Origin of the sequence: Pseudidiomarina sediminum DSM 21906, from assembly GCF_000423165.1 — a bacterium.
Classification (GTDB): Bacteria; Pseudomonadota; Gammaproteobacteria; order Enterobacterales; family Alteromonadaceae; genus Pseudidiomarina; species Pseudidiomarina sediminum.
The window spans coordinates 1,051,164-1,076,968 of record NZ_KE383983.1; the positions used below are offsets into that span (position 1 = coordinate 1,051,164).

A 25,805-nucleotide genomic window follows, 5' to 3' on the forward strand; every position below is an offset into this window, starting at 1 on the left:
TGGTGTCGGTGTCGGAGTTATTTGACCAGTGGCCAGCCACCGAGATTTTTGTAGCGATTGACCATCCAGCAAAACAGCTCTGCGGTACGTTCGGTATCGTACAGCGCAGAGTGCGCTTGGCGACTATCAAACGCGATGCCAGCTTCTTGGCAGGCTTTGATCAGCACCGTTTGCCCCAGCGTTAACGCCGCTAGTGCTGCGGTATCAAAGGTAACAAATGGATGAAATGGGTTGCGTTTCAAGTTGGCACGTTCTGCGGCGGCCATCACAAAGCCGTGATCAAAGGTGGCATTGTGACCGACCAGAATGGAACGTTGGCAGCCCGCATCTTTTTGCGCTTTACGGATAGGCTTGAAGATCTCTTTCAGCGCTTCACCTTCTGGTACTGCGCCGCGTAACGGCGAATTCGGGTCAATGCCATTAAACTCTAATGCCGCGGGTTCAAGGTTGGCTCCTTCGAAGGGCTCGACATGGTAGTGAAAGGTTTGATCGGGATGCAGCCACCCTTGCTCGTCAAAAGCAAGGGTCACTGCCGCCACTTCCAGTAGCGCATCGGTTTTCGCGTTAAAGCCGGCGGTTTCAACATCAATGACCACCGGCAAATAGCCGCGAAAACGTTGCTTCATGAGACTCACGTCTTGCTCACTCATAGATCGTCGTCGTCACTGCGTTCAATCAGTTCAATGGCGTAGCCATCAGGGTCACGAACGAAGGCGATCACGGTTTTGCCGCCTTTCACTGGACCAGGCTTACGGTAAACGTCCGCACCTTGGGCTTCAAGCTTTTCACACAAGGCGTAGATGTCATCGACACCAATAGCGATGTGGCCGTAGGCGTTGCCCATGTCATACTCGCTTTGACCCCAGTTGTAGGTTAACTCAAGTACGGTATGGTCTTTTTCGTCACCATAGCCGACAAAAGCGAGGGTGTATTTGTATTCTTCGTTGTCCGCTTGACGGAGTAACTTCATGCCCATTAATTCGGTATAGAACTTGATCGAACGGTCCAAATCACCAACACGAAGCATGGTATGTAACATGCGCATAGACTACTCCTTAATCGTCTGAGGTTTTTTCTTTAAATTCACACAAGTCTTCAATAATACAACTGCCGCAGCGCGGTTTACGCGCAATGCAGGTGTAGCGCCCATGCAGGATAAACCAGTGATGGGCGTCCACTTTAAATTCGGCGGGGATCACTTTTTCTAAGCGATCTTCTACCGCGCGCACGGTTTTACCTGGGGCAAACTTGGTGCGATTCGATACCCGAAAAATATGGGTGTCGACGGCGATCGTGGGCCAACCAAAGGCAGTGTTGAGCACCACATTCGCAGTTTTGCGCCCCACGCCCGGCAAAGCTTCGAGCGCTTCGCGGTTTTCTGGTACCTCGCCATGATGCTCGTTGACCAAAATAGCACAGGTTTTCATCATATTTTCGGCTTTAGAATTGAATAAGCCGATGGTTTTGATGTACTCCTTCACGCCCTCAAGGCCAAGATCTAAGATGGCTTGTGGCGTATTGGCAACCGGGAAGAGCTTACGGGTCGCTTTGTTCACGCCAACGTCGGTAGCTTGCGCTGACAGTAACACTGCAATTAATAGCTCAAAGCTCGAGGAATACTCGAGCTCTGTCGTGGGGTTTGGGTTGTTGGCGCGTAAACGCTCTAAAATCTCAACACGTTTTTGTTTATTCATCGGTCTCAATCGTTGTCGTTATTGTGAGGTTACGCGGGCGCGCGTCACTTCTTTTACCGGCTTGCTCGCTCGTTCGGCACGCCGTTGATCGATAATGTTTTTCAAGGCAATAATAAAGCCCATGGCGATAAAGGCACCCGGTGGTAGAATCGCCAGCAGCAAGGGGTAATCCACGCTAAAGAGCTCAATGCGCAGGGCTGCCGCCCAATCACCTAATAACAGGTTCGCGCCATCAAATAAGGTACCGTTGCCAATCACTTCTCGAATCGCACCGAGCACTAACAGCACCAAGGTAAAGCCTAAGCCCATCATCAACCCGTCAAAAGCGGCACGTTGCCACGGATTTTTTGAGGCAAAGGCTTCGGCACGGCCAATAATGGCGCAGTTGGTGACAATCAGAGGAATAAAAATACCCAGCGATTGATAAAGGCCGTAAACGTACGCATTCATCAACAACTGGATGACGGTAACGTAGGTCGCAATCACCATTACAAACACCGGAATGCGAATTTCTTTGGGCACGAAATCACGTACCAACGACACGGTAATGTTTGAACCTATTAATACCAATAAGGTGGCCAAACCTAAACCAAGGGCGTTGGTGACGGTAGCGGTTACCGCCAGCAATGGACATAAGCCTAATAGCTGCACTAATGCCGGGTTGTTCTCCCATAGCCCTTGCCATGTGATGTCACGATAACTCATGCTTCGGCACCTCCACAATTCGCGGGCAGGGCAGCCCAGTTGTCACGTTCGGCTTGAAAGGTTTGCACCGCTCGGGCGGTAGCTTGCACCACCGCGCGCGGTGTGATGGTCGCACCGGTAAAGGAGTCAAATACGCCACCGTCCCGTTTTACCGCCCAACGGTTGTCATCGTTGCCGTTCACGGTCATGCCATCAAAGCTGGTGATCCAAGCGCTTTTACGGATTTCAATTTTGTCACCAAGGCCCGGCGTTTCTTTGTGCTCGAGGGTGCGCACACCAGCCACGGTACCGTCCCAGTTGATGGCGACCAATAAGCGAATTGCACCTGAGTAGCCATTCGGGGCGATCACTTCAACCGCTGCTGCGGTGGGTTTGCCGTCACGCGTGGCTAAATACAGCGGTGTTGGCTGCTTGGCAAGGGCAGAGTGCTCGACCAAACGGCAACTGGCGTACAAGTCGTTGTCGTGAACTTCGGCGGGCAACAATTGATTGAGTACTTGCAGCAATTCACGTTGTTGTTCACGGGCAATAGGCTCGGCGGTAAGCTTAGCGGTGAGCATTACTAATAAGGTCGCCACCACGGCAAAACCGGCCAGAATCAAACCATTGCGCTGCATGCTTTTGGCAATCATGAGCGACCTCCATGACCATAGGCAACGGGTTGCGTGTATTTATCAATAATCGGCACCGTCATATTTGCCAAGAGCACGGCAAAGGCCACGGCGTCAGGGTAGCCACCCCAGGTGCGAATAACGAACACCAAGAAGCCCACTAACAGACCAAAGTACAAGCGTCCGCGATTCGAGGTGGCCGCGGTCACTGGGTCGGTGGCAATGAAGAACGCACCCAACATGGTAGCACCACTTAACAAGTGCATGAGCGGTGACACACTTTGATCCGGGGCAAACAACCACGCCAGCGCCGCTGGCACTGCTAAGCCAAGCAACATACCGGTTGGAATGTGCCAGCTGATAATGCGTTGTTTAATGAGTACCACGCCACCGAGTAAAAACGCGAGGTTGACCCACTGCCAACCAAGGCCAGCAAGTGTGCCAAAAATTGGTTGTTGCAGTGCTTCACCAATGGTGAGTTGATGGTTCAAGGCGGTGCGTAGGCTGTCCAATGGCGTAGCCATGGTCAAGCCATCGGCGCCCATGCGCAACTGTTCAAGATCATAGCCAGCGGGTGTGAAACCGGTGAAAATGACTGAAGCGGCATCCATAAAGCTCAGCTCAAACTGACTGATTTGCGTCGGCAGTGGCCAACTGGTCATTTGTACCGGGAAACTAATAAGGAGCACCACATAACCGGCCATCGCAGGGTTAAAGATATTTTGCCCAACGCCGCCGTACACGTGTTTTACCACGCCAATAGCAAAGGCGGTACCAATCACGATCAACCACCAAGGCGCTAAACTCGGAATACTAATCGCCAGTAAAATGGCGGTAACCAAGGCGGTATGGTCTTGCCACGCTGATTGAATGGTACGACCGCGCAACCGCATGCTAAGTGCTTCTACGACAAAAGCCGTGCTAACGGCTAAGGCCAGTTGCCACAGCACCCCCCAACCAAAGAAATACATCAGCGTTAGCAAGCCTGGAATAAGTGCCACGTAAACCCAACGCATCACTTGTTGCGTGGTACGGCGTTGGTGGCTGTGAGGAGAGGCCGCGAGTTTAAAGGTCATTCGTTGTTATCCTCGTGCGATGACGGTTGCTCGGCCGCTGCTTTTTGCTGAGCGGCCTTACGGGCTTTGGCGCGGGCGATAGCGGCTTGGACAGCATCTTGTGGATTATCACCACCAGCTTTGACTTGCTCAGCTTGCGCTTTCTTACGTGCCTCAGCGGCTTTGCGGTGACGCTCCAAACGCTCTTCCTTCTCGCGTTCAAGACGTACTTGACGTGCCTCGAAGCGTTCGCGCGCAACTTCTGCTTTGGCTTTCTCACGCGCTAAGGTGCGAATTTCCGCTTTCGCTTTGCGGTAATAATGCACCAGTGGAATTTCACTTGGGCACACATAGGCGCAGGCGCCGCACTCGATGCAGTCAAACAGGTTTTGCCCTTCAAGCCCGTCGTAATCTTTGGCTTTGGCGAGCCATTGCAATTGTTGTGGCAGCAGTTGTGCGGGACAGACATCGGCACAGGCGCCACAACGAATACAGTTCATTTCGTGTTGCGCCGGCGCCAATTCTTGCACGCTTGGCAACAACAAACAGTTGGTAATTTTCACCACCGGGACGTCGGTATCCGGCAGGGTAAAGCCCATCATTGGGCCACCCATAATAATGCGTTGGGCCGGATCGCTTTGTTGAAACCCGGTGTAGTGCAGCACTTCGCCGACCGGCGTCCCGAGGCGAACCCAATAATTGCCGGGCTTTTCCACGGCTTCACCGGTTACCGTAACGACCCGTTCGATCAGCGGCTCACCTTGGCGAATGGCGCGGCTAACGGCGTAGGCAGTACCGACGTTTTGCATTAACAGGCCGATATCAATAGGTAAGCCTTTGCTCGGTACTTGGCGACCGGTAAGCAGTTGAATCAACTGCTTCTCACCACCTGAGGGATACTTTGTCGGGACGATGCGCAAACTCATGTTCGGATAATCCGTCAGCTCCGCTTTCATTGCGGCAATGGCTTCGGGCTTATTATCTTCAATAGCAATCAGGGCTTTTTTGGCATCGGCCAAGTGCATCAAAATGGCAGCACCATCTAAAATGGTCGCAGCATGTTCGCGCATCAAACGATCATCGGCACTAATGTAGGGTTCACACTCAATACCGTTAATGATCAAATAATCGATCGGTCGCTGCAGTGCCAGTTTTTGGGCGGTGGGGAAGCCAGCGCCACCAAGCCCTGCAATCCCAGCATTACGCAGTCGCTCTAACACGTCCGCACGTGCGGCTTGACGATAATCTGGCAAAGGCTGAGGTGGTGCAGGCGTGTCGTTGCCATCGGCTTCAATACGCACCACCACATCGGTCATTCCTGACGGGTGGGCAATCCGGCCAGGGCCAATCGAAGTGACTGTGCCCGAGGTCGGGGCATGCACCGGTAATCCCAAGCTCACCCCCGCACGGGTAAGCGGTTGCCCCCGTAGCACCTGTTCACCCACGCTGACGCAAAGCTCAGCGGGTGCACCAGCGTGCTGCTTTACGGGCACGACGTAGGTATTGGCGAGCGGAAGCTTCGCAATAGGTGTTTGGTTGGACAGTTCTTTGCGCTGCGGTGGATGGATACCGCCAGGGAAGTCCCAAATCTGTCCAGCTTCGATTGCTTTTGAATTTGCTGCGGTCGACATTACGACGTTGCCTCCACAATTTGCACTGGAATCTGTTCAAGATCCCATTGCCAGTTTTCTGGGCGCGTCGGTACCGGAACCATATCGATACAATCGACGGGGCAGGGCTCGACACAAAGGTCACAGCCGGTGCACTCATGGGCAATCACGGTGTGCATTTGTTTGGCGGCACCTAAAATAGCGTCAACCGGACAGGCTTGGATACACTTGGTGCAGCCAATGCACTCGTCCTCGCGGATCACCGCGACCTTTTTGACGTCTTCTTCGCCGTGCGCGGCATCTAAAGGTTTCGCCTCCACGCCCATCAAATCGGCGAGGGCTTTGATGGTGCTCTCACCACCGGGTGGGCATTTATTGATTTCATCGCCGTTGGCAATGGCTTCGGCATAGGGGCGGCAGCCTGGATAACCGCATTGGCCACATTGGGTCTGCGGCAAAATCGCATCAATCTGATCGACAATAGGATCACTTTCGACTTTAAAGCGTACCGCTGCGAAGCCTAAAACCAAGCCAAATACTAAGGCAAGTACACCAATGGCAATAAGTGCGGTAATTAAACTCATGAGACACTCACCAATCCTGTGAAGCCCATAAAGGCCAATGACATTAAGCCGGCCGTGATCATACCTACCGCAGCCCCTTTAAACGGGACCGGTACATCGGCTGCTGCCAAGCGCTCACGCAGGGCAGAAAAAAGGATCAGCACTAACGAAAAGCCAAGCGCCGCGCCAAAGCCATAAATAATGGACTCGATAAAGTTGTGTTGTTCGTTGATGTTCAGCAGGGCGACACCCAAGACCGCACAGTTGGTGGTGATCAACGGTAAGAAAATACCGAGCAAGCGGTAAAGTGTTGGGCTGGTTTTATGCACCACCATTTCGGTGAATTGCACCACCACGGCGATCACCAAAATAAAGCTCAGTGTTTGCAACGCCATAAGGCCAAGTGGCTGCAGCAGGTAATGGTTTACCAAATAACTGCAGACCGATGCCAAGGTTAGCACGAAGGTTGTGGCGGCAGACATGCCGATCGCGGTTTCCAGTTTGTTGGAAACCCCCATAAAGGGACACAAACCAAGAAACTTCACTAACACGAAATTGTTGACCAATACCGTTGCAACTAACAACAGTAGATACTCACCCATGAGAATCATCCAGAATCGCTAATAAATCATGTGTATTATCGAATGTTTGGCGCTTTGAAACAACCGACATAATGTAGTGTTAATCCACTTTGTCATGGAATCTTCATCAAGTTGTAGCAAAACCGCCACTTGGCTCTCGTAACTTAAGCACCACTACAGGAACAGAGGAGCCTGTTATGGTGCGTTGGTTAGCCACCTTAAGCCGCTATGATCAGCAATGGTTTTGTTGGTGTTCGCAGCGCTCACAAAGTTTCCACAAACAAGGCTGGATCCGTTGGATCTCACGCTCGGGCGACGGCTATTGCTACGCAGCGATGGCGGCACTTTTGTACGGCTTAGCTCCAGAACAGGGGCGCCCTTTGTTTGCTGCACTGGCGCTGGGCTTCGCTATTGAAGTGCCGCTGTTTATCGCCATTAAGCGCGTGTTAAAGCGCCCTCGACCATACCATACGTTGTCGATCACCGCAGTGATCAAAGCACACGATCAATTTAGTTTTCCATCCGGCCATACCACGGCCGCATTTCTTTTTGCTGGGTTAGCCAGCTTTTACTTTCCTAGTTTAGCTGCACTTTGGTTTGTTTGGGCGACAGTGGTTGGACTGTCACGCTTACTACTTGGCGTGCACTATCCCGGAGATATCGTTGCTGGCGCACTGCTAGGTAGTGCTCTGGCGCGTTTGACGCTCAGTTTAGTTAGTTCGTAACGCTTAAGAAAAGGAGTTGCCGATGCGCATTTTACTTGGTGTTCAAGGTACAGGGAACGGCCATTTGAGTCGCTGCAGCGCGTTGTCCGAAGCCTTAATGCAACACGACGTTGAGGTGGATTACTTGATTTCTGGTCGCGCGCCAGAACATTTTTTTGATATGGAATCGTTTCCACAATGGCAATGGCGTCAAGGCTTATCATTTGCGGTGCGAAACGGCCGCATTGATTTGGGAGCAACCTTACGACAAAACCAGTGGAAACAATTTTGGCGCGATGTGAAAGCGCTTGATCTTAGCAGCTACGATTTGGTCGTGACCGACTATGAGCCAGTGGTGGCGTGGGCGGCTCGGCGACAAAAGGTACGTTGTATAGGGATGGGGCGCCAATACGCCTTTTATCACCATACCCAATCGTTGCGTTTGCCGTGGATGTACCAACAGATGATCCGTTGGTTCGCACCGGTGACCGATGTTGTCGGCATGCACTGGATTGCAGACGGCCAACATGTACTGCCGCCAATCGTGCATCATCGCACCACAGCGCAACAAGCTGAAAAAGATCATTTCTTGGTTTACCTGCCGTTTGAGTCGTTGATTAGTGTGCACCGCTTATTGGTGAAGTTTCCGCACTACCGCTTTAGTGTGTTTCACCCAGATGCGAAACGTCAGACCTTGGCTGGCATCGATTATTACCCGCCGTCGCGAACGAAGTTTGCCGAACATTTTGTTCGCGCAGAAGGGGTGATCAGTAATGCGGGCTTTGAAACGGCGTGTGAAGCTCTGGCATATGGCAAAAAACTGCTGGTACGGCCGCTTGCGGGACAATTTGAGCAACTGGCTAATGCCCGTTGTCTAGCAGAGTTAGGGCTAGCTACGCAGCTTACAGAGCTTTCTGAAGAGGGTTTACAAGCATGGTTCGCAAAGGGCGAACGGCATCAATGTTTTTGGCCTAATGTAGCCGAGGAACTGGCAGCGTGGTTAGCGGCTGGCGCAACTGAAAACATAAGTGAATTAGGTCGACGGCTGTGGCGTCAAGCGGATGTCGCAGATTACAAAGATTTATTACGGAGTGATTTGCGTTTACAGCGCGGATGAGTCTCCGCTAAGAAGTGGCTCCCCAGGTTGGATTCGAACCAACGACACATGGATTAACAGTCCACCGCTCTAACCAACTGAGCTACTGGGGAATCGCTTTGAAGCATGTTGTTGTGATGAGTTGGCTCCCCAGGTTGGATTCGAACCAACGACACATGGATTAACAGTCCACCGCTCTAACCAACTGAGCTACTGGGGAACTCATCAAACAACGGATGCGAATGTTAATGATGCGCGCAGCACCTGTCAATAGCTAAAAAGCTTGTTTGCGCGTTTTATGTGCAAGCGACGCAAAATAAGTTTTGTCAAGCATGGAACGGTGACAGAACTATGACGAAAAGCATAGCCAAAATACCTCTGTGGTTATCCACAGTGAGGGCAAACTCGCGTGGTTGTTGGGGTTGCCGATCTTATTCACAAATTCTGTGGATAACCTTGTGGGTAGAACTGTGAGAAGCCTTAAATGGCGGTAGGTAGCGCGCGATTTTGGGGTTGATTAAAAAGTAACAGTTAATTTATTTCTTCATTAAAATCAATCGGTTACAATAAATCGTTGATATGAGATGAATTTATTTTACGAAATCTTAAAACTGCATTACAAATGACCGTTACTTGTGTATTTCTTCGCTCATTCGCTTAAAATTTGACTTGACAACCACCCAAAAACAAATGTTTCTGGGTGGTTGTTGTAAGATCAATCGCTGAACGTTTTGGCAACGATTAGTTGCTGGCAAATTTGGCGATACGGGCAACGGCTTCTTTAAGGGTGTCGAGGCTGGTCGCAAATGAGAAGCGACAATGACCCGGTGCACCAAAGGCAGAGCCTGGCACAAGTGCAACTTTGACTTCACCAAGCACGGCTTCACACCATTCGACATCGGTAGCGAAACCTTTGCTTGCCATCATTTCTTCAATGTTGGCAAAGGTATAGAAAGTGCCATCACCAGCAATGCAGCGCATGCCTGGAATTTGGTTCAGCGCGTCAACCAAGTAGTCGTGACGCTGTTTAAAGGCTTTGACCATGTCGGTAATGCAGCTTTGGTCACCTTCAAGTGCCGCTAGCGCAGCATATTGGCTAATGCTGGCTGGGTTTGAGGTACTTTGTGATTGCATTTTTTTCATTGCTGCAATCAAAGGTGCAGGACCCGCGGCATAACCAATACGCCAGCCCGTCATTGAATAGGCTTTCGAAACACCTGAGAGCACCACGATACGATCCCGAAGATCAGGCGCAGCCATTGCGATGTTGGCAAACGGGAAATCTGCCCACAAAATATGCTCGTACATATCGTCGGTAGCAATCAACACTTGCGGATGCGCACGCAATACTTCGGCAAGGGCCTTCAACTCTTCAAGGCTATACGCCGTACCCGTAGGGTTCGAAGGGCTGTTCAAGAATAACAAGCGGGTCTTAGGTGTAATGGCTTCGGCCAATTGTGCTGGGGTGATCTTATAACGCTGATCGATACCTGCTTGAATAAACTTCGGCTCTGCACCCACTAACTTGGCCATGTCAGGATAAGACACCCAATAAGGTGCAGGGATCACTACTTCATCGCCTGGGTTCAACCACGCGCTAAGCAAATTGAAAATGCTGTGTTTGCCGCCAGCCGAGATCAAGATCTCGTTCAGAGCATACTCCAATTGATTGTCACGCTTAAACTTGTTAATCACTGCTTGTTTCAATGGCACAATACCATCAACAGCAGTGTATTTGGTGTAGCCTGCATCAATCGCAGCTTTCGCTGCAGTTTTGATGAATTCAGGAGTATCAAAATCCGGCTCGCCAACACCCAGCCCGATCACATCATGACCAGCGGCACGTAATTCGGCTGCTTTTTGTGAGACAGCAAGGGTAGGAGAGGGTTGGATGGCATTAACACGATCGGACAATGGATAGTTCACGGCATTTTCCTGTGGATCTGATTGAAGCCTAAGGGTAACAAGATGAGGCGTACTATATGATCCTCAAGGATTATTGTCCACGATCCTTGTAGGATCTAAGCGCAAAATAATGTGCTTTCGTGGCTTCAATTTCAGAATTCCGATACACTAGAGCGCTCGCTCGCAAGCCGCAGAAGCATTCATAACTATTGCCGCCTTGAACGGTACTTACTTTAGTATCGAAAGTGGCACCGATTTGTGTACAAACGTAGGAATTATCATGGCCTCAGCTGTATCGGCAAAATCACTTGTTAACGATCCTATTCCCACAACGCTCTGGCAAATGACTTGGCCGGTAGTGATTGGGGTGCTAACGCTGATCAGTTTCAACGTCGTCGATACTTTTTTTGTAGGCTTACTGGGCACCGATCCGCTCGCTGCCGTGAGTTTTACCTTTCCGGTCACCTTTAGTGTGGTGAGTCTTGCCATTGGCTTAGGAATCGGTACTTCAGCGGTGCTGGCGCGCAAACGCGGTGCTGGTAAAGAAGACGAAGCGCGTTTTGACGGTGTCGTTGCGCTGGCCGTGTCAGCCTTGTTGGTGGCGGTGCTGTCGCTGATCGGTTTTGTCTTAATGGACCCCATTTTCAGCTTGCTACGCGCCCAACCACGCTTAATGCCGTTAGTGCATGACTATATGTATGTATGGTTTGCTGGCGCTACCTTGTTGGTTATGCCAATGGTCGGTAATGCCGTGTTACGCGCCGCCGGCGATACCCGTACGCCATCACTAATCATGGCTTCAGGTGGCTTATTAAACGCGATTTTTGATCCCATTTTGATCTTCGGTATCGGTCCTATTCCTGCCATGGGGGTCAAAGGTGCCGCTCTGGCGAGTTTGATCAGTTGGGCCATTGGTACTGTCTTAGTGCTTTGGTACTTGTGGTACAAAGGTTTGATTCGTTTCAAAATACCAGCCAATGCACATCCACTGCGTTCTGCGAAAGAGTTGCTGAATATTGGTATTCCTGCGGCAGGCGCGAATATGCTGACGCCCATCGCAATGGCGGTGATGACTGCAATTATTGCTGGCTATGGTGCGCCTGCCGTCGCCGCCTTTGGCGTGGGCTCGCGTATCGAGTCGCTGGCGAGTGTGATTATCTTAGCCTTGTCGATGAGTTTACCGCCCTTGATCAGCCAAAACCTTGGGGCGATGAAGTATCAACGCGTGCAAGATGCCTATCTGACTGCAACGCGAGCTATTTTAATGATTCAATTTGCGATCTATATCGTCTTGGTACTCGTAGCGCCATGGGTGGCAACGGTCTTCACTGACGATCCTGAGGTCGCTTGGTTGATCCGTTTGTTTATCTATATCATGCCGTTGGGCTATGGGGTCCAAGGCATTATCATTTTGACCAATTCCAGCTTTAACGCCATGCATGCGCCAATGTCAGCGCTGTGGTTGAGTGTGGTACGGTTGTTCGTGATGTTTGTGCCGCTAAGTTATCTTGGTGCGCTGCTTGCTGATATTCCTGGTTTGTTTATCGGTGGGGTTATCGCCAACGGTATCACCGCGTGGATTGCATGGCGTTGGTTTAAGCAGCATTTAGCGAAAGAGTGGCAAGAGGAGGTCGCCTGATGGCGCGTGCATTTGAGTTAGTGTCGGACTACCAACCTGCCGGCGATCAACCGAAAGCAATTGAGCAATTGGTGGATAACCTTGAGGCCGGTCTGGCACATCAAACCTTGTTGGGGGTAACTGGCTCAGGGAAAACCTTTACCATGGCCAATGTGATCAACAAGGTGCAACGGCCCACACTGATTCTTGCCCATAATAAAACCCTGGCCGCGCAGCTGTACGGCGAAATGAAAGAGTTCTTTCCGAATAACGCGGTCGAGTATTTTGTGTCGTACTATGACTATTACCAACCCGAAGCCTATGTGCCGACCACGGATACCTTTATTGAGAAGGATGCTTCGATTAACGATCATATCGAGCAAATGCGCTTGTCGGCCACCAAGGCGTTAATGGAGCGTCGCGACGTCGTGCTGGTTGCTTCGGTCTCCTGTATTTACGGTTTGGGTGATCCGGAATCTTATATGCAAATGATGTTGCATCTACGCCGCGGTGACATTATTGACCAGCGGGATGTGTTGCGTCGTTTGGCACAACTTCAGTACAAACGTAATGATGCCGCCTTCGAGCGGGGAACCTACCGTGTTCGCGGTGAAGTGATTGATATCTTCCCTGCGGAGTCGGATGAAATGGCGGTACGCGTTGAACTCTTTGATGATGAAATTGATCGCATCAGTTTTTTTGAGCCGCTGACGGGGCAAATTACCCAAGCGGATGTGGCGCGTGCGACCATCTACCCGAAAACCCACTACGTGACGCCGCGCGAAACGCTACTTAAAGCTGTCGAACACATTAAAGACGAGCTTAAAGAGCGTAAGCAACAGTTGTTGGATGCCAACAAACTGATTGAAGAACAACGCATTAGTCAGCGCACCCAGTACGATATCGAGATGATGTTGGAACTGGGCTACTGCTCAGGTATCGAGAACTACTCGCGTTATTTGTCAGGGCGTGCACCGGGCGAGCCACCACCAACCTTATTGGATTACTTACCGGACGATGCCTTATTAATCATTGATGAGTCGCACGTGACGGTCTCGCAAGTCGGCGCCATGTATAAAGGCGATCGGTCGCGGAAAGAAAACTTGGTGAATTATGGTTTTCGTTTGCCTTCGGCATTGGACAACCGCCCCCTTAAATTTGATGAGTTTGAGGCCATTGCGCCGCAAACCATTTATGTGTCGGCAACACCGGGTAAATATGAGTTAGAAAAATCTTCGGGCGAAGTGGTGGAGCAAGTCGTGCGACCGACGGGCTTGATCGATCCTGTGATTGAAATACGGCCGGTGGCGACGCAGGTCGATGATTTAATGTCGGAAGTGCATGCCCGTGTCGCGCAAAATGAGCGTGTGTTGGCCACCACTTTGACCAAGAAAATGGCCGAAGATCTGAGTGATTACCTTGATGAACACGGCATTAAAGTACGTTACTTGCACTCGGATATCGATACGGTGGAGCGGATGGAAATTATTCGCGACTTACGTTTAGGCGAATTTGATGTACTGGTCGGCATTAACTTGTTGCGTGAAGGCTTGGATATGCCAGAAGTCGGCTTGGTGGCAATTCTCGATGCCGACAAAGAAGGCTTCTTACGTTCAGACCGTTCCTTAATTCAGACCATAGGTCGCGCGGCGCGGAACGTGAATGGTAAAGCCATTTTGTACGCGGATAAGATCACCGGTTCGATGCAGCGGGCGATGGATGAAACTGAACGCCGTCGGGCGAAGCAGATTGCCCATAACGAAGCGCATGGCATTACCCCGCAAGGATTGAAAAAGCGCGTTACCGATGTCATGGATCTCGGTGGTGCACGTCAACGGCGCTCTTCGTATGAAGCACGTAAAGCTGTGGCCGAAGCGGAAGCCAAATACAACGTGGATCTCAATGATCCTGTCGCCATTATGAAAGTTCTTGAGAAAACCGAGAAGCAGATGTACCAAGCGGCACAGGACCTCGAGTTTGAGAAGGCAGCGCAACTTCGTGATGACGTTGCCAAACTCCGTGAACGCCTGAAATTACTAGGGTAGGGTATGCAATTACAACCTGGTGACGAGCGCTATCTTACGGCTGAAGGTGTCGTACGTACGCCGCTCGCATTGTTCTTTATCTTACTGTTGTTCTTACGGGGCTATGCGGCGTGGGTGATTTCGTTAACCTTTGTCGAAGATCGCAGCCGCATGCTGCAGTTTTTTTACGCCAATACCGAGCAATTCGTGCTAGCGCTTGCTGTAGGAGCGCCGGCGCTCTTGGTATTGGTGATGCTTACCCAAATTCGTGAGGAAATTCCAAGTTGGGTAGCTCGGGTTGCCAAGGTGGCGCCGTTACTGCTGTGGTTAAGTTGGCTGGCCGATGGCGTTTTACTGGGCAGCATTATTGCGTCGAACTGGCCACATTTCGCTTTTGTGAAGGCATTACTGTTGTTTAGTTGGTTGGTGGTGCTGTGGTTGTTGTTGTATTCGCGGCATTTGAAGCGTTTCTTCCAGCTCGTAGCTGGTTAAAAGGCGTTGCTGGTTGTTTGTTGCTTGTTGTTTGAAAAAACAAAAAGACAACCAATACGTTGGTTTGGACTTTGGTTTTGGTTTTGACAAGCAGCAAGGAACAAGCAGCGAGTAACAAAAGAAGTGGTGGATGGTACTGGGCTCGAACCAGTGACCCCCGCCTTGTAAGGGCGGTGCTCTCCCAACTGAGCTAACCATCCAGGGTCGGTCTGCAGAGATAATGTAGAGTGGTGGATGGTACTGGGCTCGAACCAGTGACCCCCGCCTTGTAAGGGCGGTGCTCTCCCAACTGAGCTAACCATCCATTTCTCTGCGTTGCGGGGCGTATTATAGGGCCCTTCACAATACTGTCAACAGAAAATCTTAGGCAATTGAACTGACTGCTGTCTTTTTCACCGAATCGCTGGTGAATCGTTCAATTCAGGCCAAAACCAATGGTGCGAGGACCGTTGGTTATTGATAAACTACGTGCAAAATAACCCGAATGATGCGGAGAATGCAACTATTATGACGGTAGTCACTCGTTTTGCCCCTAGCCCAACCGGTTACCTCCACGTTGGAGGTGCGCGTACAGCACTTTATTCATGGTTGGTTGCGAAAGCAGCCGGTGGAAAATTTGTGTTGCGAATTGAAGATACGGATCGTGAGCGTTCAACGCAGCCGGCCATTGATGCCATTTTAGAAGGCATGGAATGGTTAGGATTGAACTGGGACGAGGGTCCTTTTTACCAAACCAAACGCTTTGACCGCTATCAGCAGTACATTGACCAGTTGCTTGCCGAAGATAAAGCTTACAAATGCTATTGCTCGACCGAGCGTCTTGAGCAAATGCGTGAAGAACAAATGGCGAATGGTGAAAAGCCGCGCTATGACGGCCACTGCCGTGATAACCCAAATGCGAGTGGCGACCGTTATGTGATTCGTTTTCGCAACCCGCAAGAAGGTTCAGTGAAATTCAATGACCATATTCGTGGCCCCATTGAGTTTGCCAATACCGAATTGGATGATTTGATTATTGCCCGTAGTGACGGTACGCCTACCTATAACTTCTGTGTCGTGATTGACGACTGGGAGATGGGCATTACCCATGTGGTGCGTGGTGAAGATCATATTAACAACACGCCGCGCCAGATTAATATCTTGCAAGCCTTAGGTGCGCCAGTACCTGAATATGCGCACGTTGCGATGATTCTCGGCGACGATGGTAAGAAACTGTCGAAGCGTCATGGTGCGGTGAGCGTAATGCAGTACCGTGATGACGGCTATTTACCACAAGCAGTCCTGAACTATTTAGTACGTTTGGGTTGGTCGCATGGCGATCAGGAAATCTTCAGCGTCGATGAAATGGTGCAGCTGTTTAAATTAGATGACGTCAATAAAGCAGCGTCAGCCTTCAACACTGAAAAGTTAAACTGGCTGAACCAGCACTATATGAAATCACTGCCGGTGGCAGAAGTGGCGAGCTACTTGCAGTGGCACTTTACTGACCAAGCCATTGACGTGAGCAAAGGCCCTGCGCTTGAGAAAATCATTCCTTTATTGGCTGACCGCGTGAAAACCTTAAAAGAAATGGCAAGCTCGGCGCGTTATTTCTATGAAGAATATGAAGCGTTTGACGAAGCTGCGGCGAAAAAGCATTTACGCCCAGTGGCCCGGGAAGCGTTGGAAGTGGTGCAAGATCGTCTGGCCTCATTAACCGAGTGGCATGCCGAAGCGATTCAAGGCGCGATTCAAGCCGCTGCGGCTGATCTTGACGTGGGCATGGGTAAAGTAGGTATGCCATTACGGGTCGCGGTTACGGGTTCTGGTAACTCGCCTTCACTTGACGTGACGCTTGAACTTATCGAGCAAGAGCAAGTGGTAGGACGTATCGCCCGAGCTATTTCCTATATTATGGAACGCGAACAAGCACAACAATAGGAAAGCTGCTATGGCAAAAGTTCGTCAACTGATCGCGAACAACAAAGAATGGGCACAGCGCCAAGTTGAACAAGATCCGCAATTTTTCGCGGATCTTGTGGCACAACAAAACCCGGAATACTTGTGGATTGGCTGCTCCGATAGCCGTGTTCCTGCAAACCAAGTGGTGGATATGGCGCCTGGTGAGCTGTTTGTGCATCGCAATGTGGCAAATCAAGTGATTCAAACCGACTTCAATTGTTTGTCAGTCGTGCAATATGCCGTTGATGCGTTGAAAGTGAAGCATATTTTGGTCGTCGGACACTACGGTTGTGGTGGTGTGCGTGCAGCAACCGAAAATTGCTCACATGGCTTGGTGGATCATTGGCTGTATCCAATCAAAGATATTTATCGTGAGAATCATGATGAACTTGAAGCGTTGGACGACAAAGCGCGGATTGATCGTCTGTGCGAGTTGAATGTGATTGAACAGGTACGTAACCTAGCAAAGACCACCATTATCCAAAATGCTTGGGATCGCGGCCAACCGTTAGCGATTCACGGTTGGGTATACAGTCTTGAGGATGGTTTAGTGCGTGACATGGAAGTAACGGTACGTGACCGAGAGTCGTTAGAACGGATCTATCATTTCGGGGAATAATTGGATGCTGCCGCAACGGCAGCATCGTCGCTTTACGCATGTGGAGTAGGGAATGTCGTCAAAGGACCAAGGAAGTTCGTCGGCGGGGCTCGTGGATGTACGCCGTCATTCATTTACCGAAGGACTGCAAGAACAACTCGAGACGTTACGTCAGACTGATGATGTAAGAGATAGTGTCGAGGTTGCTGAAGCGTTGGATGATCTCGGTGTAGAACTAGAGCAACTAGGGCTTTGGTTAAATGCGCGCTTTGATGAGTTATTGCAGCTGTTAAAAATCAGTACGGAACTGAATCGCGCCGTGTTGCTGGATGATATTTTGGCGCGTATCTACACGTTCTTTCGTGATGTGATCCCCTACGATCGTATTGGTTGTGCGCTGATTGACAGTGATCAGCAGACTGTAACTGCCTATTGGGCGAAGTTTACCTACGACAATCAGCCCGAAATTACCCCAGGTTATAGTGCGCCGTTAGCAGGCTCGAGCTTGGCGGACATTGTGGCCAGCGGAAAACCGCGTATTTTGAATGATCTTGAAGCCTATCTTGCGGAACACCCCAACTCGGAGTCGACCCAACGTATTGTTAATGAGGGCATTCGTTCGAGTCTCACCTGTCCATTGTTAGCGGATGGCAAGCCGGTCGGATTCTTATTTTTCTCGAGTCGCGAGAAGGGGACTTACCAGCACTTACACCAAGAGGTTTTTCTTTATATTGCCTCGCAGGTGGCGCACTTGATTGAAAAAAGTCGACTGTACCAACATATTGTCGACTTAAATCAGCGGTTGCTGGCAGCTAATGAACAATTGCAGGATAAAGCGTCGCGCGATGCGTTAACGGGCGTGTTGAATCGTGGCGCCATCATGGAGTTTTTACAGCAACAACTGCAAAGCGACGTGCAACATGATACTGCTGTATTGATGTTTGATATCGACTTCTTCAAGAAAGTGAACGATACCTACGGCCATTTACATGGTGATTTAGTTTTGCGCACCGTCGCCTTGCAAATTCAGCAATCGGTGCGTCCGAATGATCGCGTTGGACGTTATGGTGGCGAAGAGTTTTTAGTGGTACTGACCGATGTCACGCCAAAACAGGCAGAAGCGGTCGCTGAACGTATTCGTTGTGCGGTTGCGGCGCAAACCTTTGCTATTGATGACGCGACCATGCAAGTCACCATCAGTGGCGGAGGGGCGTGGTTTGCACAAAATGATCCAACAAATCTTAGCGCGCGACTTGAGCTTGCCGATCGACAGCTTTATGATGCTAAAGAGCGCGGGCGCAATCAGGTACGCTTTGTAAGCGGTTGTTGTAGCAAAAAAGGTTAAAATTGACGACCTTTTGTGCAACCTGTCTTATTTTTCGGCAAACAAAACATTTTGCTGAAAAAAAGGGTTGACGGTTAGCAACGAATTACCATAGAATTCGCCCCGCTGTCAGGGCACTGAAGCACTTGGGGCTATAGCTCAGCTGGGAGAGCGCCTGCCTTGCACGCAGGAGGTCAGCGGTTCGATCCCGCTTAGCTCCACCAAAGTGTCTGATAGTAGTGAAAAGAATGCGTCCCCTTCGTCTAGAGGCCTAGGACACCGCCCTTTCACGGCGGTAACAGGGGTTCGAATCCCCTAGGGGACGCCACTTCATTTCACAGCATTGTCCGGGGTCCCCTTCGTCTAGAGGCCTAGGACACCGCCCTTTCACGGCGGTAACAGGGGTTCGAATCCCCTAGGGGACGCCATATCTTTTGTTGCATGTTGTTGGTTGCTTGCTGCTTGTTTAGCGTAGAGCCAGAGCCAAAACAAAGCATACAAATCTGCATTAAAAGTTGTTCGCTCGTCGAGTGAATGACAACCAGTCCAGGGTCCCCTTCGTCTAGAGGCCTAGGACACCGCCCTTTCACGGCGGTAACAGGGGTTCGAATCCCCTAGGGGACGCCATCTTTTGATATTTTCTTTGCCTTTTTATCGGCATCTTACATCTATGTAAAAGTTGTTCGTAAACCAGTTACGTATTGCGCGGCTTATGATTTATTCGTATCCGCTTGGCGGACTATCTCTTAAAGTATGACTTCAACCTCAGATATAATTTTGACTCGCACCTTTCCCCTTGACAATAAGTATTACTTTAGCGATTTTGTAGCCTGACATTTAATTAACGCTCTGTGAAAACTATTTTTAAATGCTGGGTATGAGGCTTTTTATGAAAAACTATCTCGTTTATTTGGGGGCCCTGCTCCTTGTTGGCTGTGCATCTACGGGAGAAAAAATCGTTATTGATAGAAATTCTCAATATTTGACGAGTAATCAACAACAGAATAATCCCGCTATTAGTAAGGTATCTTCAATCTCTCCGGGAGACCCCGTATTAGAAAGTTTTGATGTAACAGTGAGACCAGCAATAGAGTTAAAGGAGGCCGTGAAGTTCGACGGAACGTATAATGGATTCGTAAATTCTTACGAAATATCACCAAGTGTATTGCCATTAGTTGGTCAAAATCGCACCGGTCGTTTTTTCGGAGCGGATAACAAAGTTAGACAGAAAGTTTCAGCATCTAATACTGACATTTTTGTTGACGGCGGGATATTTGTGCCAAATAACCCAGATATGCAACACGGCTTGTTTATTGATAATTATTCTACTGCATTAGAACTTTTGCCTTTCGTACCAACATATAGTTTTACTGACATAGAAACCACGGAGCGCGGTGATTTTCGGCAAGAGTTTATCTTTACAGGAAGAGCTGGAACTTTGGTGAATTTTGAGTACCGTGAGTATATCGGTGGTCTTGCTAGGCCTGCATTTACTCAATCCGTCTCATTTGACATTAAAGACGATAAGCTTATAGGGTTCAAAGGCGCGATGTTTGAGGTTATAGACGTCTCAAATGCGTCGTTAACTTACAAGGTCATGAAACACTTTCGTCAGAATTAAGGGTACATAAAATATACTGTCCCAATTATAAAGTTGGTGTTTAATTAGTTAGATAGGCGGCGAGCAATTTATGACGGATTTTTACAACGTAGAAATTGATAGCGGTTCTGCCTCTGAAGAAGAGTTGAAACAGGTTCTTTCAATTCTTAAGGAGCGGTTTGAGGAAAATATGGGCGAACCTGTTATTAAAACAAAAAATATAAATGTAGGTCGTACTTTTCGCAGTATTACATTATCTATAAGAAAGCATGCTGGAATGAGCAAGATGATACTTGTTGATATCGTTACTGATCTCATGAGGTCAATGCAGTTAGTTCCGTTTTCCGTAAGTGTAACTTGAAAAAGTAATATGTCATCAAATACGCATTGATCGTAAAGGTTAGTTTTTACGTTCTCTAGTTCTATTGTTTAGTTTGCCAATCAGCTGCAACAAATGCGGCTCCATAATATCTGCAATTTTTTCCTGCGCTTCACGATTCGGATGAATACCGTCGTTTTGCATTAATTCCGGCTGAGTCGCGATCTGTTCCATGAAGAAGGGGATCAATAAAGTATCCGTTTCTTCAGTAATCTCTGGAAAGATAGCCGAGAACATGTCGCTGTAGCGACGGCCGTAGTTGGGCGGAATTCTTATCTGACTCACCGCAACTTTGATACTATCGTCTTGCAAGCGATTGATGATTTGTAACAAATTAGAACTGATCGTCGTTGGCGTGAAACCACGTAGACCATCATTACCACCAAGCTCAATAAATACCGCATCTGGTGCGTGCGAACGAAGCACACCATCGAGACGGTTTAATGCGCCTTGGGTGGTGTCGCCGCTGATGCTGGCATTAATTAGGGTGACGGAAGGGTGGGTCTCCTGCCAGCGTTGCTGTAGGATGCCTACCCATGACTCTTTGGCTGACATGCCGTAACCGGCACTTAAACTGTCACCTAATACGACCAGTGAGACATTTGCATAGGCTGGACGTATAAGAACAACGACGATAAAAAGCCATGCGAATTTGATAAGGAAATTTTTCATAGATGCTGATTCAAACCACTCAATTAACGAAAAATGTTGAAACTAGTGAGGGTATTTTACACATTTTACACCCCACTGACTTACAAATTACCGCCGGTGAAACCGTAGCCATTGTCGGCGCTTCCGGTTCTGGGAAATCGACCTTACTGGGTTTACTTGCAGGTTTAGACCTTGCCAGTAGCGGAGATGTTTCCATAGATAACGTAAATTTAGGTGATTTGGATGAAGAACAGCGGGCGAAAGTTCGTGCGGACAAAGTCGGCTTCATCTTTCAATCGTTCTTATTGGTACCAAGCCTTACGGCGTTGGAAAACGTGATGTTGCCCGCCGAACTTGCGGGCAACAAGGCTGCCGAACAGCAGGCGCGTGAACTGCTAACAAAAGTGGGCTTGCAAGAGCGGGTGCAGCATTACCCAAACCAGTTATCCGGTGGTGAGCAGCAGCGGGTTGCTATTGCACGTGCCTTTGTCGGCACACCCAAAATTTTGTTTGCGGATGAGCCGACGGGGAATCTCGATGCCGCGACGGGCGGCAAAATCGAAGATTTGTTGTTTGAGATGAATCAAGCCTCGGGTACCACCTTAGTGATGGTGACGCATGACAATGCACTGGCAAAGCGCTGCCAACGGGTGTTCCGCATGGACGGTGGGCAACTGACCGAGGTGACTGGCGATGTGGGCTAGTATTTCGTGGCGATTACTCAAGCAAGAACTACGTCGTGGTGAACTGACCATAATGGCGGCGGCCATTGTGCTGTCGGTGACTGCGGTTTTATCCTTGGCGCTATTTACCGAACGCCTACAGGGCGGTTTAACCGCCCGAAGCGCTGAGTTTCTTGCCGCCGATCGGGTGTTAAGCTCACGTCGTGATGTGCCTCAAGAATGGCTCGACAAAGCGCAAGCGAGTGAGCTGCAAACCGCGCAACGTGTGGTGTTTAACTCGATGGCGTTTGCCAATGAGCAACTGGCGTTGGTCGATGTCAAAGCCGTGTCAGCTGGCTATCCGTTACGCGGTGAGTTGTTGATTGCTGATCAGCCTTATGGCGATGAACGTGTGGCGCAGGGTATTCCTGCTGCAGGCGAAGCTTGGGTAGCGGCGGCGCTGTTTCAAGAGCTAGGGTTGCAGGTGGGGGACACCATCGAGGTGGGGGACAGCCGCTTTGAGATAACCCGGGTGCTGACCTATGAGCCTGATGTCGGCTTCTCGGTCTTCACCGACAGTCCTAATGTATTGATTAACTACAGCGAGCTACAGGGGACCGGTTTGATTCAACCCGGTAGCCGCGTACGCTACAACATTCTTTATGCCGGCGCGAGCGATGACCTGGCCGATTATGAAGCCTGGTTGACGCCTCAGTTAAACGAAGACACGCACAATTGGCGCAGTGTTGAAGATGGTGATTCGCCACTGGCCCGCAGTTTACAGCGGGCTGAACGCTTTATGCTGTTGGCAAGTTTGCTTGGGGTGGTACTCGCGGCTACGGCGGTCGCTGTTGCGGCGCAACGCTACTGTCAGCGGAACTACGATGTCGTGGCTATCCTCAAAACGTTGGGCGCTGAGCGTCGTAAGATTCAGAAAATATTCATCTTACATTTACTGTTGTTAACCAGCTTGAGCATTGGCATTGGCTTGCTGTTGGGCTGGCTGCTCCAAGCCGTCGTTATTGCTTGGGTTGGCAACCACCTCGGGGTAACTTTGCCTGAGGGCTCCCTGCGCGGCGTTGGGCTTGCTGCCGGTACTGGCTTGCTGTGTGCGGTGATGTTCACCTTGTACCCGCTATTGCGGTTGATTGATGTACCGCCGTTACGGGTGCTTAATCGACAATTGGGCGGTGCTGAACGTTGGCGTTGGCTGCATTGGTTGGCCTCTGGCGGCACTATCTATGCGCTGCTATGGCTCTACAGCGGTCAAGGCTTATTAGCGACAGCGCTCTTTGTTGGCGGCGCGGTGGCGGCGGCAGTCCTGCTGTTGATTAGCCGCGTGTTCATCAAGGCCAGTCGTCAAGCTGGGATGCAAGCGGGCAGTGCGTGGCGTCTTGCCATGGCCGGCTTGCAACGTCGCGCGCAAGCGAACAGCGTACAAATGCTGAGCTTTTCCACGGCAATTATGCTGTTGTTGTTGGTATTGGCGTTGCGCTATGACTTGCTCGAAGACTGGCAACGCCAGTTGCCTGATGATGCGCCAAACTATTTCTTGGTGAATGTCGCGCAAAGTGATGTGCCTGCGTTACAACAGCGCTTCGCCGAACGCGATATTGAAGCCAACGATATGTATCCGGTGGTGCCGGGGCGGATGACAGCGGTCAATGCTGTGCCTGTGGTCGATGAAGTGACCAAGGAAGAGCGTGAGTCGGAGCAAGCGCCACAGAGTGAGCAGCGGGAAGGTTTTGGCCGTGAATTGTCATTAACCTGGCGCGATACCTTGCCACCGAACAACACCATTAGTGCGGGCCAATGGTGGGAGGAAGATCCCAAGCCACAAGTCTCCATTGAAAGTGGCGTGGCAGAGCGTCTGCGGCTAACGCTGGGCGATGAGCTGACCTTTAATATCGGTGGTGAGGTCTTTACTGTACCCGTGACTAGCATTCGTGAAGTGAATTGGAGTTCGATGCAGCCGAATTTCTTTATGATCTTTAATACGGCAACGCTTTCTGAATTCCCCGCGACCTATATCTCGAGCTTTAACTTACCGCAGGAACGTAAAAGCGAACTTTATGAACTGTTTCGGCCGTTTCCGCAAGTGTCGCTGATCGATCTCGATGCCATTATCGATCAGTTACGTGAGGTGATAGCACAGGTCAGTTTAGCGATTTTGTTTGTGTTGGTGTTGGTGATTCTGGCGGGTATTTTAGTCTTACTCGCGCAAGTTCAAGCCTCGCTAGAGGAACGTGAAAAAGAGCTGGTGATACTGCGTACTCTTGGTGCGCCGGCAAAACTCCTACGACGTAGCGTAACCTACGAATTTGTCATTCTAGGCGCGATTAGTGGCGTCATTGCTACTTTGGCAATGGAGTTGTCGCTATGGATCTTACAAACGCAAGTCTTTGAATTAGAGGCGACCTTGCATTGGCGCTTCTGGTTGGTGGGGCCTTTAGCTGGGGCCTTGGTGGTTGGCAGCATGGGACGTCTTGCTTGTACGCGTTTGATTCGACGGAATACCGCACAGTTGATCCGCCGCCTCGCGTAAGGGGCGGCTCACCTCGAGTGTTATTGGGGCAGTGCGGTCTGCAATTGTGGCGCGAAGAGTTCGCGCCAGAGCTGTTCAGCATGCGGACGAAAGATGCCAAAATGCCCCAATTGCTCTAACTGAAACTGTTCGGGACGCACTTCAATACGCTGCTGTGGCGCATTTTTGTAAAAGTCGTGCATGGCCTGAATATTGCGCGCTGTCAGTAGTTCATCATCACTGAACGATAAGCTGATAATGGGCGTGCGTACTGCTGCGTAACGTTGGTAGGCGTGTTCGGCACCGACCACATAATCGGGATGCAAACACCAGCGTCGCCACTGCAGCATCGCGCTTTTCGGCACGTCGCCAATCATTCCTAAGCGTTGTCCAGGAAAATAACCGGCCAGAGGCACAAGCCAAGGCACAATACCGCGCCATAGTAACCAGGAGCTGTACTTTAATTTGGGTTGCGTGTCGCGCCAAAACCCAGTCCCGGTCGCGATGGTGATCATCCGTTCCACTTCCTGATGGCGCTCGAGCAAGCCGAAAATTTGACCGCCGATACTATGGGCAAACCACACTGTAGGTAAATCTGGGTAGTTGTCTAATGCGTGATTAAGTACCGCTTGTGCATCATGGTGAGCCCACTCAGTGATACTACTATTGCGTTGCTTGGTGGTGCCGTTACCGCTTGCCCCTATGCCGTAATAGTCGAAGCCGAGTACGTGGTAGCCCTGTGCTGCTAACCATTCGCAGTAAGCGCGGTAATAGCTGTGTGGGACCGCCATCGCCGGCGCCATAATGACAACTTTCTGAGCGTGCTCAGCAGGATAGTGATGCACGCTAATCTGACGTCCCGGAGCGGTCGTCAGTTGAAAGGCATTACTCAAGTTCTTCGGCATCTTTGTCACGATCGGTGTGGTGTTTGAACATATAGGCGCCGGTAAAAATCGAGAGCACTAGGGTTGCACCAATAATGCCAAAGACTTTGAAGTTCACCCAAGCGTCCAGCGACCAGTATTCCGCGATATAGAGGTTAACCAAGGCCACCGCAATTGCGAAAGCGACCCAAACATAGGTCAGTCGACGCCAAGCGAAATCGGGTAGGTTAATTTCCTCGCCAAGAAAGGCTTGCAGAGGGCTGCGTTTCTTCCACCATAGTCCACCCAACAAGAAAGCGGCGATAGCGACGTAAATGACGCTCACTTTGAGTTTGATAAACCATTCGTCGTGCAACAGCAGGGTGATGGTACCGAAAATCAGAACTACCCAAAGAATGATCCAGTGCCGCGGTGTGACAATTTCTTTCATAAACTTCAGCGCTGTGATCTGAAGCACGGTACCTAGCATAAGTACACCTGTGGCAAGAAAGATGTCGCCCATTAAATAAAACAGAAAAAATAATGCTAACGGCAAGTATTCAAGAAACAGCAGCATGGTTGGCTTCCATTAACGACAAAGACTA

Annotated in this window: 25 protein-coding genes and 8 tRNA genes; 16 read left to right on the top strand and 17 right to left on the bottom strand. The window is 50.1% G+C overall.

Translation table 11 applies throughout. The features are described from left to right. Positions 1 to 17: 17 nt before the first annotated feature. Genes rnt through rsxA form a run of 9 tightly spaced genes read right to left on the bottom strand, consistent with a single transcriptional unit; the run spans position 18 to position 6,840 of the window. On the bottom strand, positions 18 to 650 hold the full coding sequence (rnt, locus tag G535_RS0110300; RefSeq protein WP_026861987.1) for a ribonuclease T: 633 nt from the start codon (positions 648 to 650) through the stop codon (positions 18 to 20). Beyond that, positions 647 to 1,045 carry a lactoylglutathione lyase gene (gene gloA / locus G535_RS0110305; RefSeq protein WP_026861988.1) on the bottom strand — a complete coding sequence of 133 codons (399 nt, stop codon included), beginning with the start codon at positions 1,043 to 1,045 and terminating at the stop codon, positions 647 to 649. Before gloA ends, rnt begins: the two co-directional genes overlap by 4 nt. Before the next feature lie 10 nt (positions 1,046 to 1,055). Further along, positions 1,056 to 1,694 (bottom strand): endonuclease III, encoded by a 639-nt coding sequence (nth, locus tag G535_RS0110310; RefSeq protein ID WP_026861989.1) that lies wholly within the window; start codon positions 1,692 to 1,694, stop codon positions 1,056 to 1,058. 18 nt (positions 1,695 to 1,712) lie between these two features. Beyond that, positions 1,713 to 2,399, bottom strand: coding sequence for an electron transport complex subunit E (locus G535_RS0110315; protein ID WP_034728042.1), 687 nt, complete (start codon positions 2,397 to 2,399; stop codon positions 1,713 to 1,715). Next, positions 2,396 to 3,031 carry an electron transport complex subunit RsxG gene (rsxG, locus tag G535_RS0110320; RefSeq protein WP_026861991.1) on the bottom strand — a complete coding sequence of 212 codons (636 nt, stop codon included), beginning with the start codon at positions 3,029 to 3,031 and terminating at the stop codon, positions 2,396 to 2,398. The genes G535_RS0110315 and rsxG overlap by 4 nt, the downstream gene beginning before the upstream one ends. Beyond that, positions 3,028 to 4,086, bottom strand: coding sequence for an electron transport complex subunit RsxD (gene rsxD / locus G535_RS0110325; RefSeq protein ID WP_026861992.1), 1,059 nt, complete (start codon positions 4,084 to 4,086; stop codon positions 3,028 to 3,030). Before rsxD ends, rsxG begins: the two co-directional genes overlap by 4 nt. Beyond that, positions 4,083 to 5,696: an electron transport complex subunit RsxC gene (gene rsxC, locus G535_RS0110330; RefSeq protein ID WP_051207135.1), complete on the bottom strand. Its 1,614-nt coding sequence runs from the start codon at positions 5,694 to 5,696 to the stop codon at positions 4,083 to 4,085. The genes rsxD and rsxC overlap by 4 nt, the downstream gene beginning before the upstream one ends. Then, on the bottom strand, positions 5,696 to 6,259 hold the full coding sequence (rsxB, locus tag G535_RS0110335) for an electron transport complex subunit RsxB (RefSeq protein WP_026861994.1): 564 nt from the start codon (positions 6,257 to 6,259) through the stop codon (positions 5,696 to 5,698). Before rsxB ends, rsxC begins: the two co-directional genes overlap by 1 nt. After that, entirely contained in the window at positions 6,256 to 6,840 is a 585-nt protein-coding gene (rsxA, locus tag G535_RS0110340; protein ID WP_026861995.1) for an electron transport complex subunit RsxA, read from the bottom strand. Before rsxA ends, rsxB begins: the two co-directional genes overlap by 4 nt. Before the next feature lie 176 nt (positions 6,841 to 7,016). On the opposite strand from rsxA, the gene G535_RS0110345 reads away from it, so the two are divergent. Both G535_RS0110345 and G535_RS13470 read left to right on the top strand, forming a co-directional pair. Continuing rightward, a complete protein-coding gene (locus tag G535_RS0110345; RefSeq protein ID WP_026861996.1) occupies positions 7,017 to 7,544 on the top strand; it encodes a phosphatase PAP2 family protein in 528 nt (175 codons plus the stop codon). A 22-nt stretch (positions 7,545 to 7,566) separates the two neighbouring features. Beyond that, complete coding sequence (locus tag G535_RS13470) at positions 7,567 to 8,640, top strand: MJ1255/VC2487 family glycosyltransferase (protein ID WP_051207137.1); 1,074 nt, start codon at positions 7,567 to 7,569, stop codon at positions 8,638 to 8,640. A gap of 15 nt (positions 8,641 to 8,655) precedes the next feature. Here G535_RS13470 and G535_RS0110355 read toward each other — a convergent pair. The 3 genes from G535_RS0110355 to G535_RS0110365 form a co-directional block, all read right to left on the bottom strand. Continuing rightward, a tRNA-Asn gene (locus tag G535_RS0110355) sits at positions 8,656 to 8,732 on the bottom strand. 30 nt (positions 8,733 to 8,762) lie between these two features. Next, positions 8,763 to 8,839: transfer RNA gene (locus tag G535_RS0110360), tRNA-Asn, on the bottom strand. Between the two features lie 521 nt (positions 8,840 to 9,360). After that, positions 9,361 to 10,545, bottom strand: a complete 1,185-nt coding sequence (locus G535_RS0110365) for a pyridoxal phosphate-dependent aminotransferase (RefSeq protein WP_026861997.1) — start codon at positions 10,543 to 10,545, stop codon at positions 9,361 to 9,363. 259 nt (positions 10,546 to 10,804) lie between these two features. Between G535_RS0110365 and G535_RS0110370 the strand changes: the two genes are divergently transcribed. From G535_RS0110370 to G535_RS0110380, 3 genes are read left to right on the top strand one after another with little or no spacing between them, the layout of a single operon-like run. Further along, a complete protein-coding gene (locus G535_RS0110370) occupies positions 10,805 to 12,163 on the top strand; it encodes an MATE family efflux transporter (protein WP_026861998.1) in 1,359 nt (452 codons plus the stop codon). Further along, the gene (gene uvrB / locus G535_RS0110375; RefSeq protein ID WP_026861999.1) at positions 12,163 to 14,187 is read left to right on the top strand and encodes an excinuclease ABC subunit UvrB; all 2,025 of its coding nucleotides are present in this window, start codon (positions 12,163 to 12,165) and stop codon (positions 14,185 to 14,187) included. The genes G535_RS0110370 and uvrB overlap by 1 nt, the downstream gene beginning before the upstream one ends. A 3-nt stretch (positions 14,188 to 14,190) precedes the next feature. Beyond that, positions 14,191 to 14,658: a DUF2919 family protein gene (locus tag G535_RS0110380; RefSeq protein ID WP_051207139.1), complete on the top strand. Its 468-nt coding sequence runs from the start codon at positions 14,191 to 14,193 to the stop codon at positions 14,656 to 14,658. Positions 14,659 to 14,782: 124 nt separating this feature from the next. Here the strand turns inward: G535_RS0110380 and G535_RS0110390 are convergent. Both G535_RS0110390 and G535_RS0110395 read right to left on the bottom strand, forming a co-directional pair. Continuing rightward, positions 14,783 to 14,858, bottom strand: a tRNA-Val gene (locus tag G535_RS0110390). Positions 14,859 to 14,886: 28 nt separating this feature from the next. Next, positions 14,887 to 14,962: transfer RNA gene (locus tag G535_RS0110395), tRNA-Val, on the bottom strand. 203 nt (positions 14,963 to 15,165) lie between these two features. On the opposite strand from G535_RS0110395, the gene gltX reads away from it, so the two are divergent. From gltX to G535_RS0110440, 9 genes are all read left to right on the top strand, one after another. Beyond that, positions 15,166 to 16,578 (top strand): glutamate--tRNA ligase, encoded by a 1,413-nt coding sequence (gltX, locus tag G535_RS0110400; RefSeq protein WP_026862001.1) that lies wholly within the window; start codon positions 15,166 to 15,168, stop codon positions 16,576 to 16,578. Between the two features lie 10 nt (positions 16,579 to 16,588). Continuing rightward, positions 16,589 to 17,218, top strand: coding sequence for a carbonate dehydratase (gene can, locus G535_RS0110405; protein WP_026862002.1), 630 nt, complete (start codon positions 16,589 to 16,591; stop codon positions 17,216 to 17,218). 52 nt (positions 17,219 to 17,270) lie between these two features. Beyond that, a complete protein-coding gene (locus tag G535_RS13935) occupies positions 17,271 to 18,542 on the top strand; it encodes a sensor domain-containing diguanylate cyclase (protein ID WP_084616848.1) in 1,272 nt (423 codons plus the stop codon). Positions 18,543 to 18,669: 127 nt separating this feature from the next. Then, positions 18,670 to 18,745, top strand: a tRNA-Ala gene (locus G535_RS0110415). A 28-nt stretch (positions 18,746 to 18,773) separates the two neighbouring features. Beyond that, positions 18,774 to 18,849 (top strand) — tRNA-Glu (locus tag G535_RS0110420). 24 nt (positions 18,850 to 18,873) lie between these two features. Further along, positions 18,874 to 18,949: transfer RNA gene (locus tag G535_RS0110425), tRNA-Glu, on the top strand. Positions 18,950 to 19,072: 123 nt separating this feature from the next. After that, positions 19,073 to 19,148 (top strand) — tRNA-Glu (locus G535_RS0110430). A gap of 262 nt (positions 19,149 to 19,410) precedes the next feature. Further along, positions 19,411 to 20,142, top strand: coding sequence for a hypothetical protein (locus G535_RS13940; RefSeq protein WP_126775138.1), 732 nt, complete (start codon positions 19,411 to 19,413; stop codon positions 20,140 to 20,142). A 70-nt stretch (positions 20,143 to 20,212) separates the two neighbouring features. After that, entirely contained in the window at positions 20,213 to 20,482 is a 270-nt protein-coding gene (locus G535_RS0110440) for a hypothetical protein (RefSeq protein WP_026862004.1), read from the top strand. Positions 20,483 to 20,521: 39 nt separating this feature from the next. Here the strand turns inward: G535_RS0110440 and G535_RS0110445 are convergent, their stop codons facing one another. After that, positions 20,522 to 21,172 (bottom strand): arylesterase, encoded by a 651-nt coding sequence (locus tag G535_RS0110445; protein WP_026862005.1) that lies wholly within the window; start codon positions 21,170 to 21,172, stop codon positions 20,522 to 20,524. Between the two features lie 2 nt (positions 21,173 to 21,174). Between G535_RS0110445 and G535_RS0110450 the strand changes: the two genes are divergently transcribed. After that, a complete protein-coding gene (locus G535_RS0110450) occupies positions 21,175 to 21,855 on the top strand; it encodes an ABC transporter ATP-binding protein (RefSeq protein WP_026862006.1) in 681 nt (226 codons plus the stop codon). Then, positions 21,845 to 24,358: an ABC transporter permease gene (locus G535_RS0110455; RefSeq protein ID WP_034728045.1), complete on the top strand. Its 2,514-nt coding sequence runs from the start codon at positions 21,845 to 21,847 to the stop codon at positions 24,356 to 24,358. Before G535_RS0110450 ends, G535_RS0110455 begins: the two co-directional genes overlap by 11 nt. Before the next feature lie 20 nt (positions 24,359 to 24,378). On the opposite strand, the gene G535_RS13485 is transcribed toward G535_RS0110455, so the two are convergent. Together G535_RS13485 and G535_RS0110465 are read right to left on the bottom strand one after the other, a co-directional pair. Beyond that, a complete protein-coding gene (locus G535_RS13485; RefSeq protein ID WP_051207143.1) occupies positions 24,379 to 25,242 on the bottom strand; it encodes an alpha/beta hydrolase family protein in 864 nt (287 codons plus the stop codon). Further along, entirely contained in the window at positions 25,223 to 25,777 is a 555-nt protein-coding gene (locus tag G535_RS0110465) for an inner membrane-spanning protein YciB (protein ID WP_026862008.1), read from the bottom strand. The genes G535_RS13485 and G535_RS0110465 overlap by 20 nt, the downstream gene beginning before the upstream one ends. Positions 25,778 to 25,805: the final 28 nt, after the last annotated feature.

Excerpts from the sequence above, each read along its gene's own strand:
- rnt (WP_026861987.1), bottom strand. The coding sequence starts at position 650 with ATGAGTGAGCAAGACGTGAGTCTCATGAAGCAACGTTTTCGCGGCTAT.
- gloA (WP_026861988.1), bottom strand. The coding sequence starts at position 1,045 with ATGCGCATGTTACATACCATGCTTCGTGTTGGTGATTTGGACCGTTCG.
- nth (WP_026861989.1), bottom strand. The coding sequence starts at position 1,694 with ATGAATAAACAAAAACGTGTTGAGATTTTAGAGCGTTTACGCGCCAAC.
- G535_RS0110315 (WP_034728042.1), bottom strand. The coding sequence starts at position 2,399 with ATGAGTTATCGTGACATCACATGGCAAGGGCTATGGGAGAACAACCCG.
- rsxG (WP_026861991.1), bottom strand. The coding sequence starts at position 3,031 with ATGATTGCCAAAAGCATGCAGCGCAATGGTTTGATTCTGGCCGGTTTT.
- rsxD (WP_026861992.1), bottom strand. The coding sequence starts at position 4,086 with ATGACCTTTAAACTCGCGGCCTCTCCTCACAGCCACCAACGCCGTACC.
- rsxC (WP_051207135.1), bottom strand. The coding sequence starts at position 5,696 with ATGTCGACCGCAGCAAATTCAAAAGCAATCGAAGCTGGACAGATTTGG.
- rsxB (WP_026861994.1), bottom strand. The coding sequence starts at position 6,259 with ATGAGTTTAATTACCGCACTTATTGCCATTGGTGTACTTGCCTTAGTA.
- rsxA (WP_026861995.1), bottom strand. The coding sequence starts at position 6,840 with ATGGGTGAGTATCTACTGTTGTTAGTTGCAACGGTATTGGTCAACAAT.
- G535_RS0110345 (WP_026861996.1), top strand. The coding sequence starts at position 7,017 with ATGGTGCGTTGGTTAGCCACCTTAAGCCGCTATGATCAGCAATGGTTT.
- G535_RS13470 (WP_051207137.1), top strand. The coding sequence starts at position 7,567 with ATGCGCATTTTACTTGGTGTTCAAGGTACAGGGAACGGCCATTTGAGT.
- G535_RS0110370 (WP_026861998.1), top strand. The coding sequence starts at position 10,805 with ATGGCCTCAGCTGTATCGGCAAAATCACTTGTTAACGATCCTATTCCC.
- uvrB (WP_026861999.1), top strand. The coding sequence starts at position 12,163 with ATGGCGCGTGCATTTGAGTTAGTGTCGGACTACCAACCTGCCGGCGAT.
- G535_RS0110380 (WP_051207139.1), top strand. The coding sequence starts at position 14,191 with ATGCAATTACAACCTGGTGACGAGCGCTATCTTACGGCTGAAGGTGTC.
- gltX (WP_026862001.1), top strand. The coding sequence starts at position 15,166 with ATGACGGTAGTCACTCGTTTTGCCCCTAGCCCAACCGGTTACCTCCAC.
- can (WP_026862002.1), top strand. The coding sequence starts at position 16,589 with ATGGCAAAAGTTCGTCAACTGATCGCGAACAACAAAGAATGGGCACAG.
- G535_RS13935 (WP_084616848.1), top strand. The coding sequence starts at position 17,271 with ATGTCGTCAAAGGACCAAGGAAGTTCGTCGGCGGGGCTCGTGGATGTA.
- G535_RS13940 (WP_126775138.1), top strand. The coding sequence starts at position 19,411 with ATGAAAAACTATCTCGTTTATTTGGGGGCCCTGCTCCTTGTTGGCTGT.
- G535_RS0110440 (WP_026862004.1), top strand. The coding sequence starts at position 20,213 with ATGACGGATTTTTACAACGTAGAAATTGATAGCGGTTCTGCCTCTGAA.
- G535_RS0110445 (WP_026862005.1), bottom strand. The coding sequence starts at position 21,172 with ATGAAAAATTTCCTTATCAAATTCGCATGGCTTTTTATCGTCGTTGTT.
- G535_RS0110450 (WP_026862006.1), top strand. The coding sequence starts at position 21,175 with ATGCTGATTCAAACCACTCAATTAACGAAAAATGTTGAAACTAGTGAG.
- G535_RS0110455 (WP_034728045.1), top strand. The coding sequence starts at position 21,845 with ATGTGGGCTAGTATTTCGTGGCGATTACTCAAGCAAGAACTACGTCGT.
- G535_RS13485 (WP_051207143.1), bottom strand. The coding sequence starts at position 25,242 with ATGCCGAAGAACTTGAGTAATGCCTTTCAACTGACGACCGCTCCGGGA.
- G535_RS0110465 (WP_026862008.1), bottom strand. The coding sequence starts at position 25,777 with ATGCTGCTGTTTCTTGAATACTTGCCGTTAGCATTATTTTTTCTGTTT.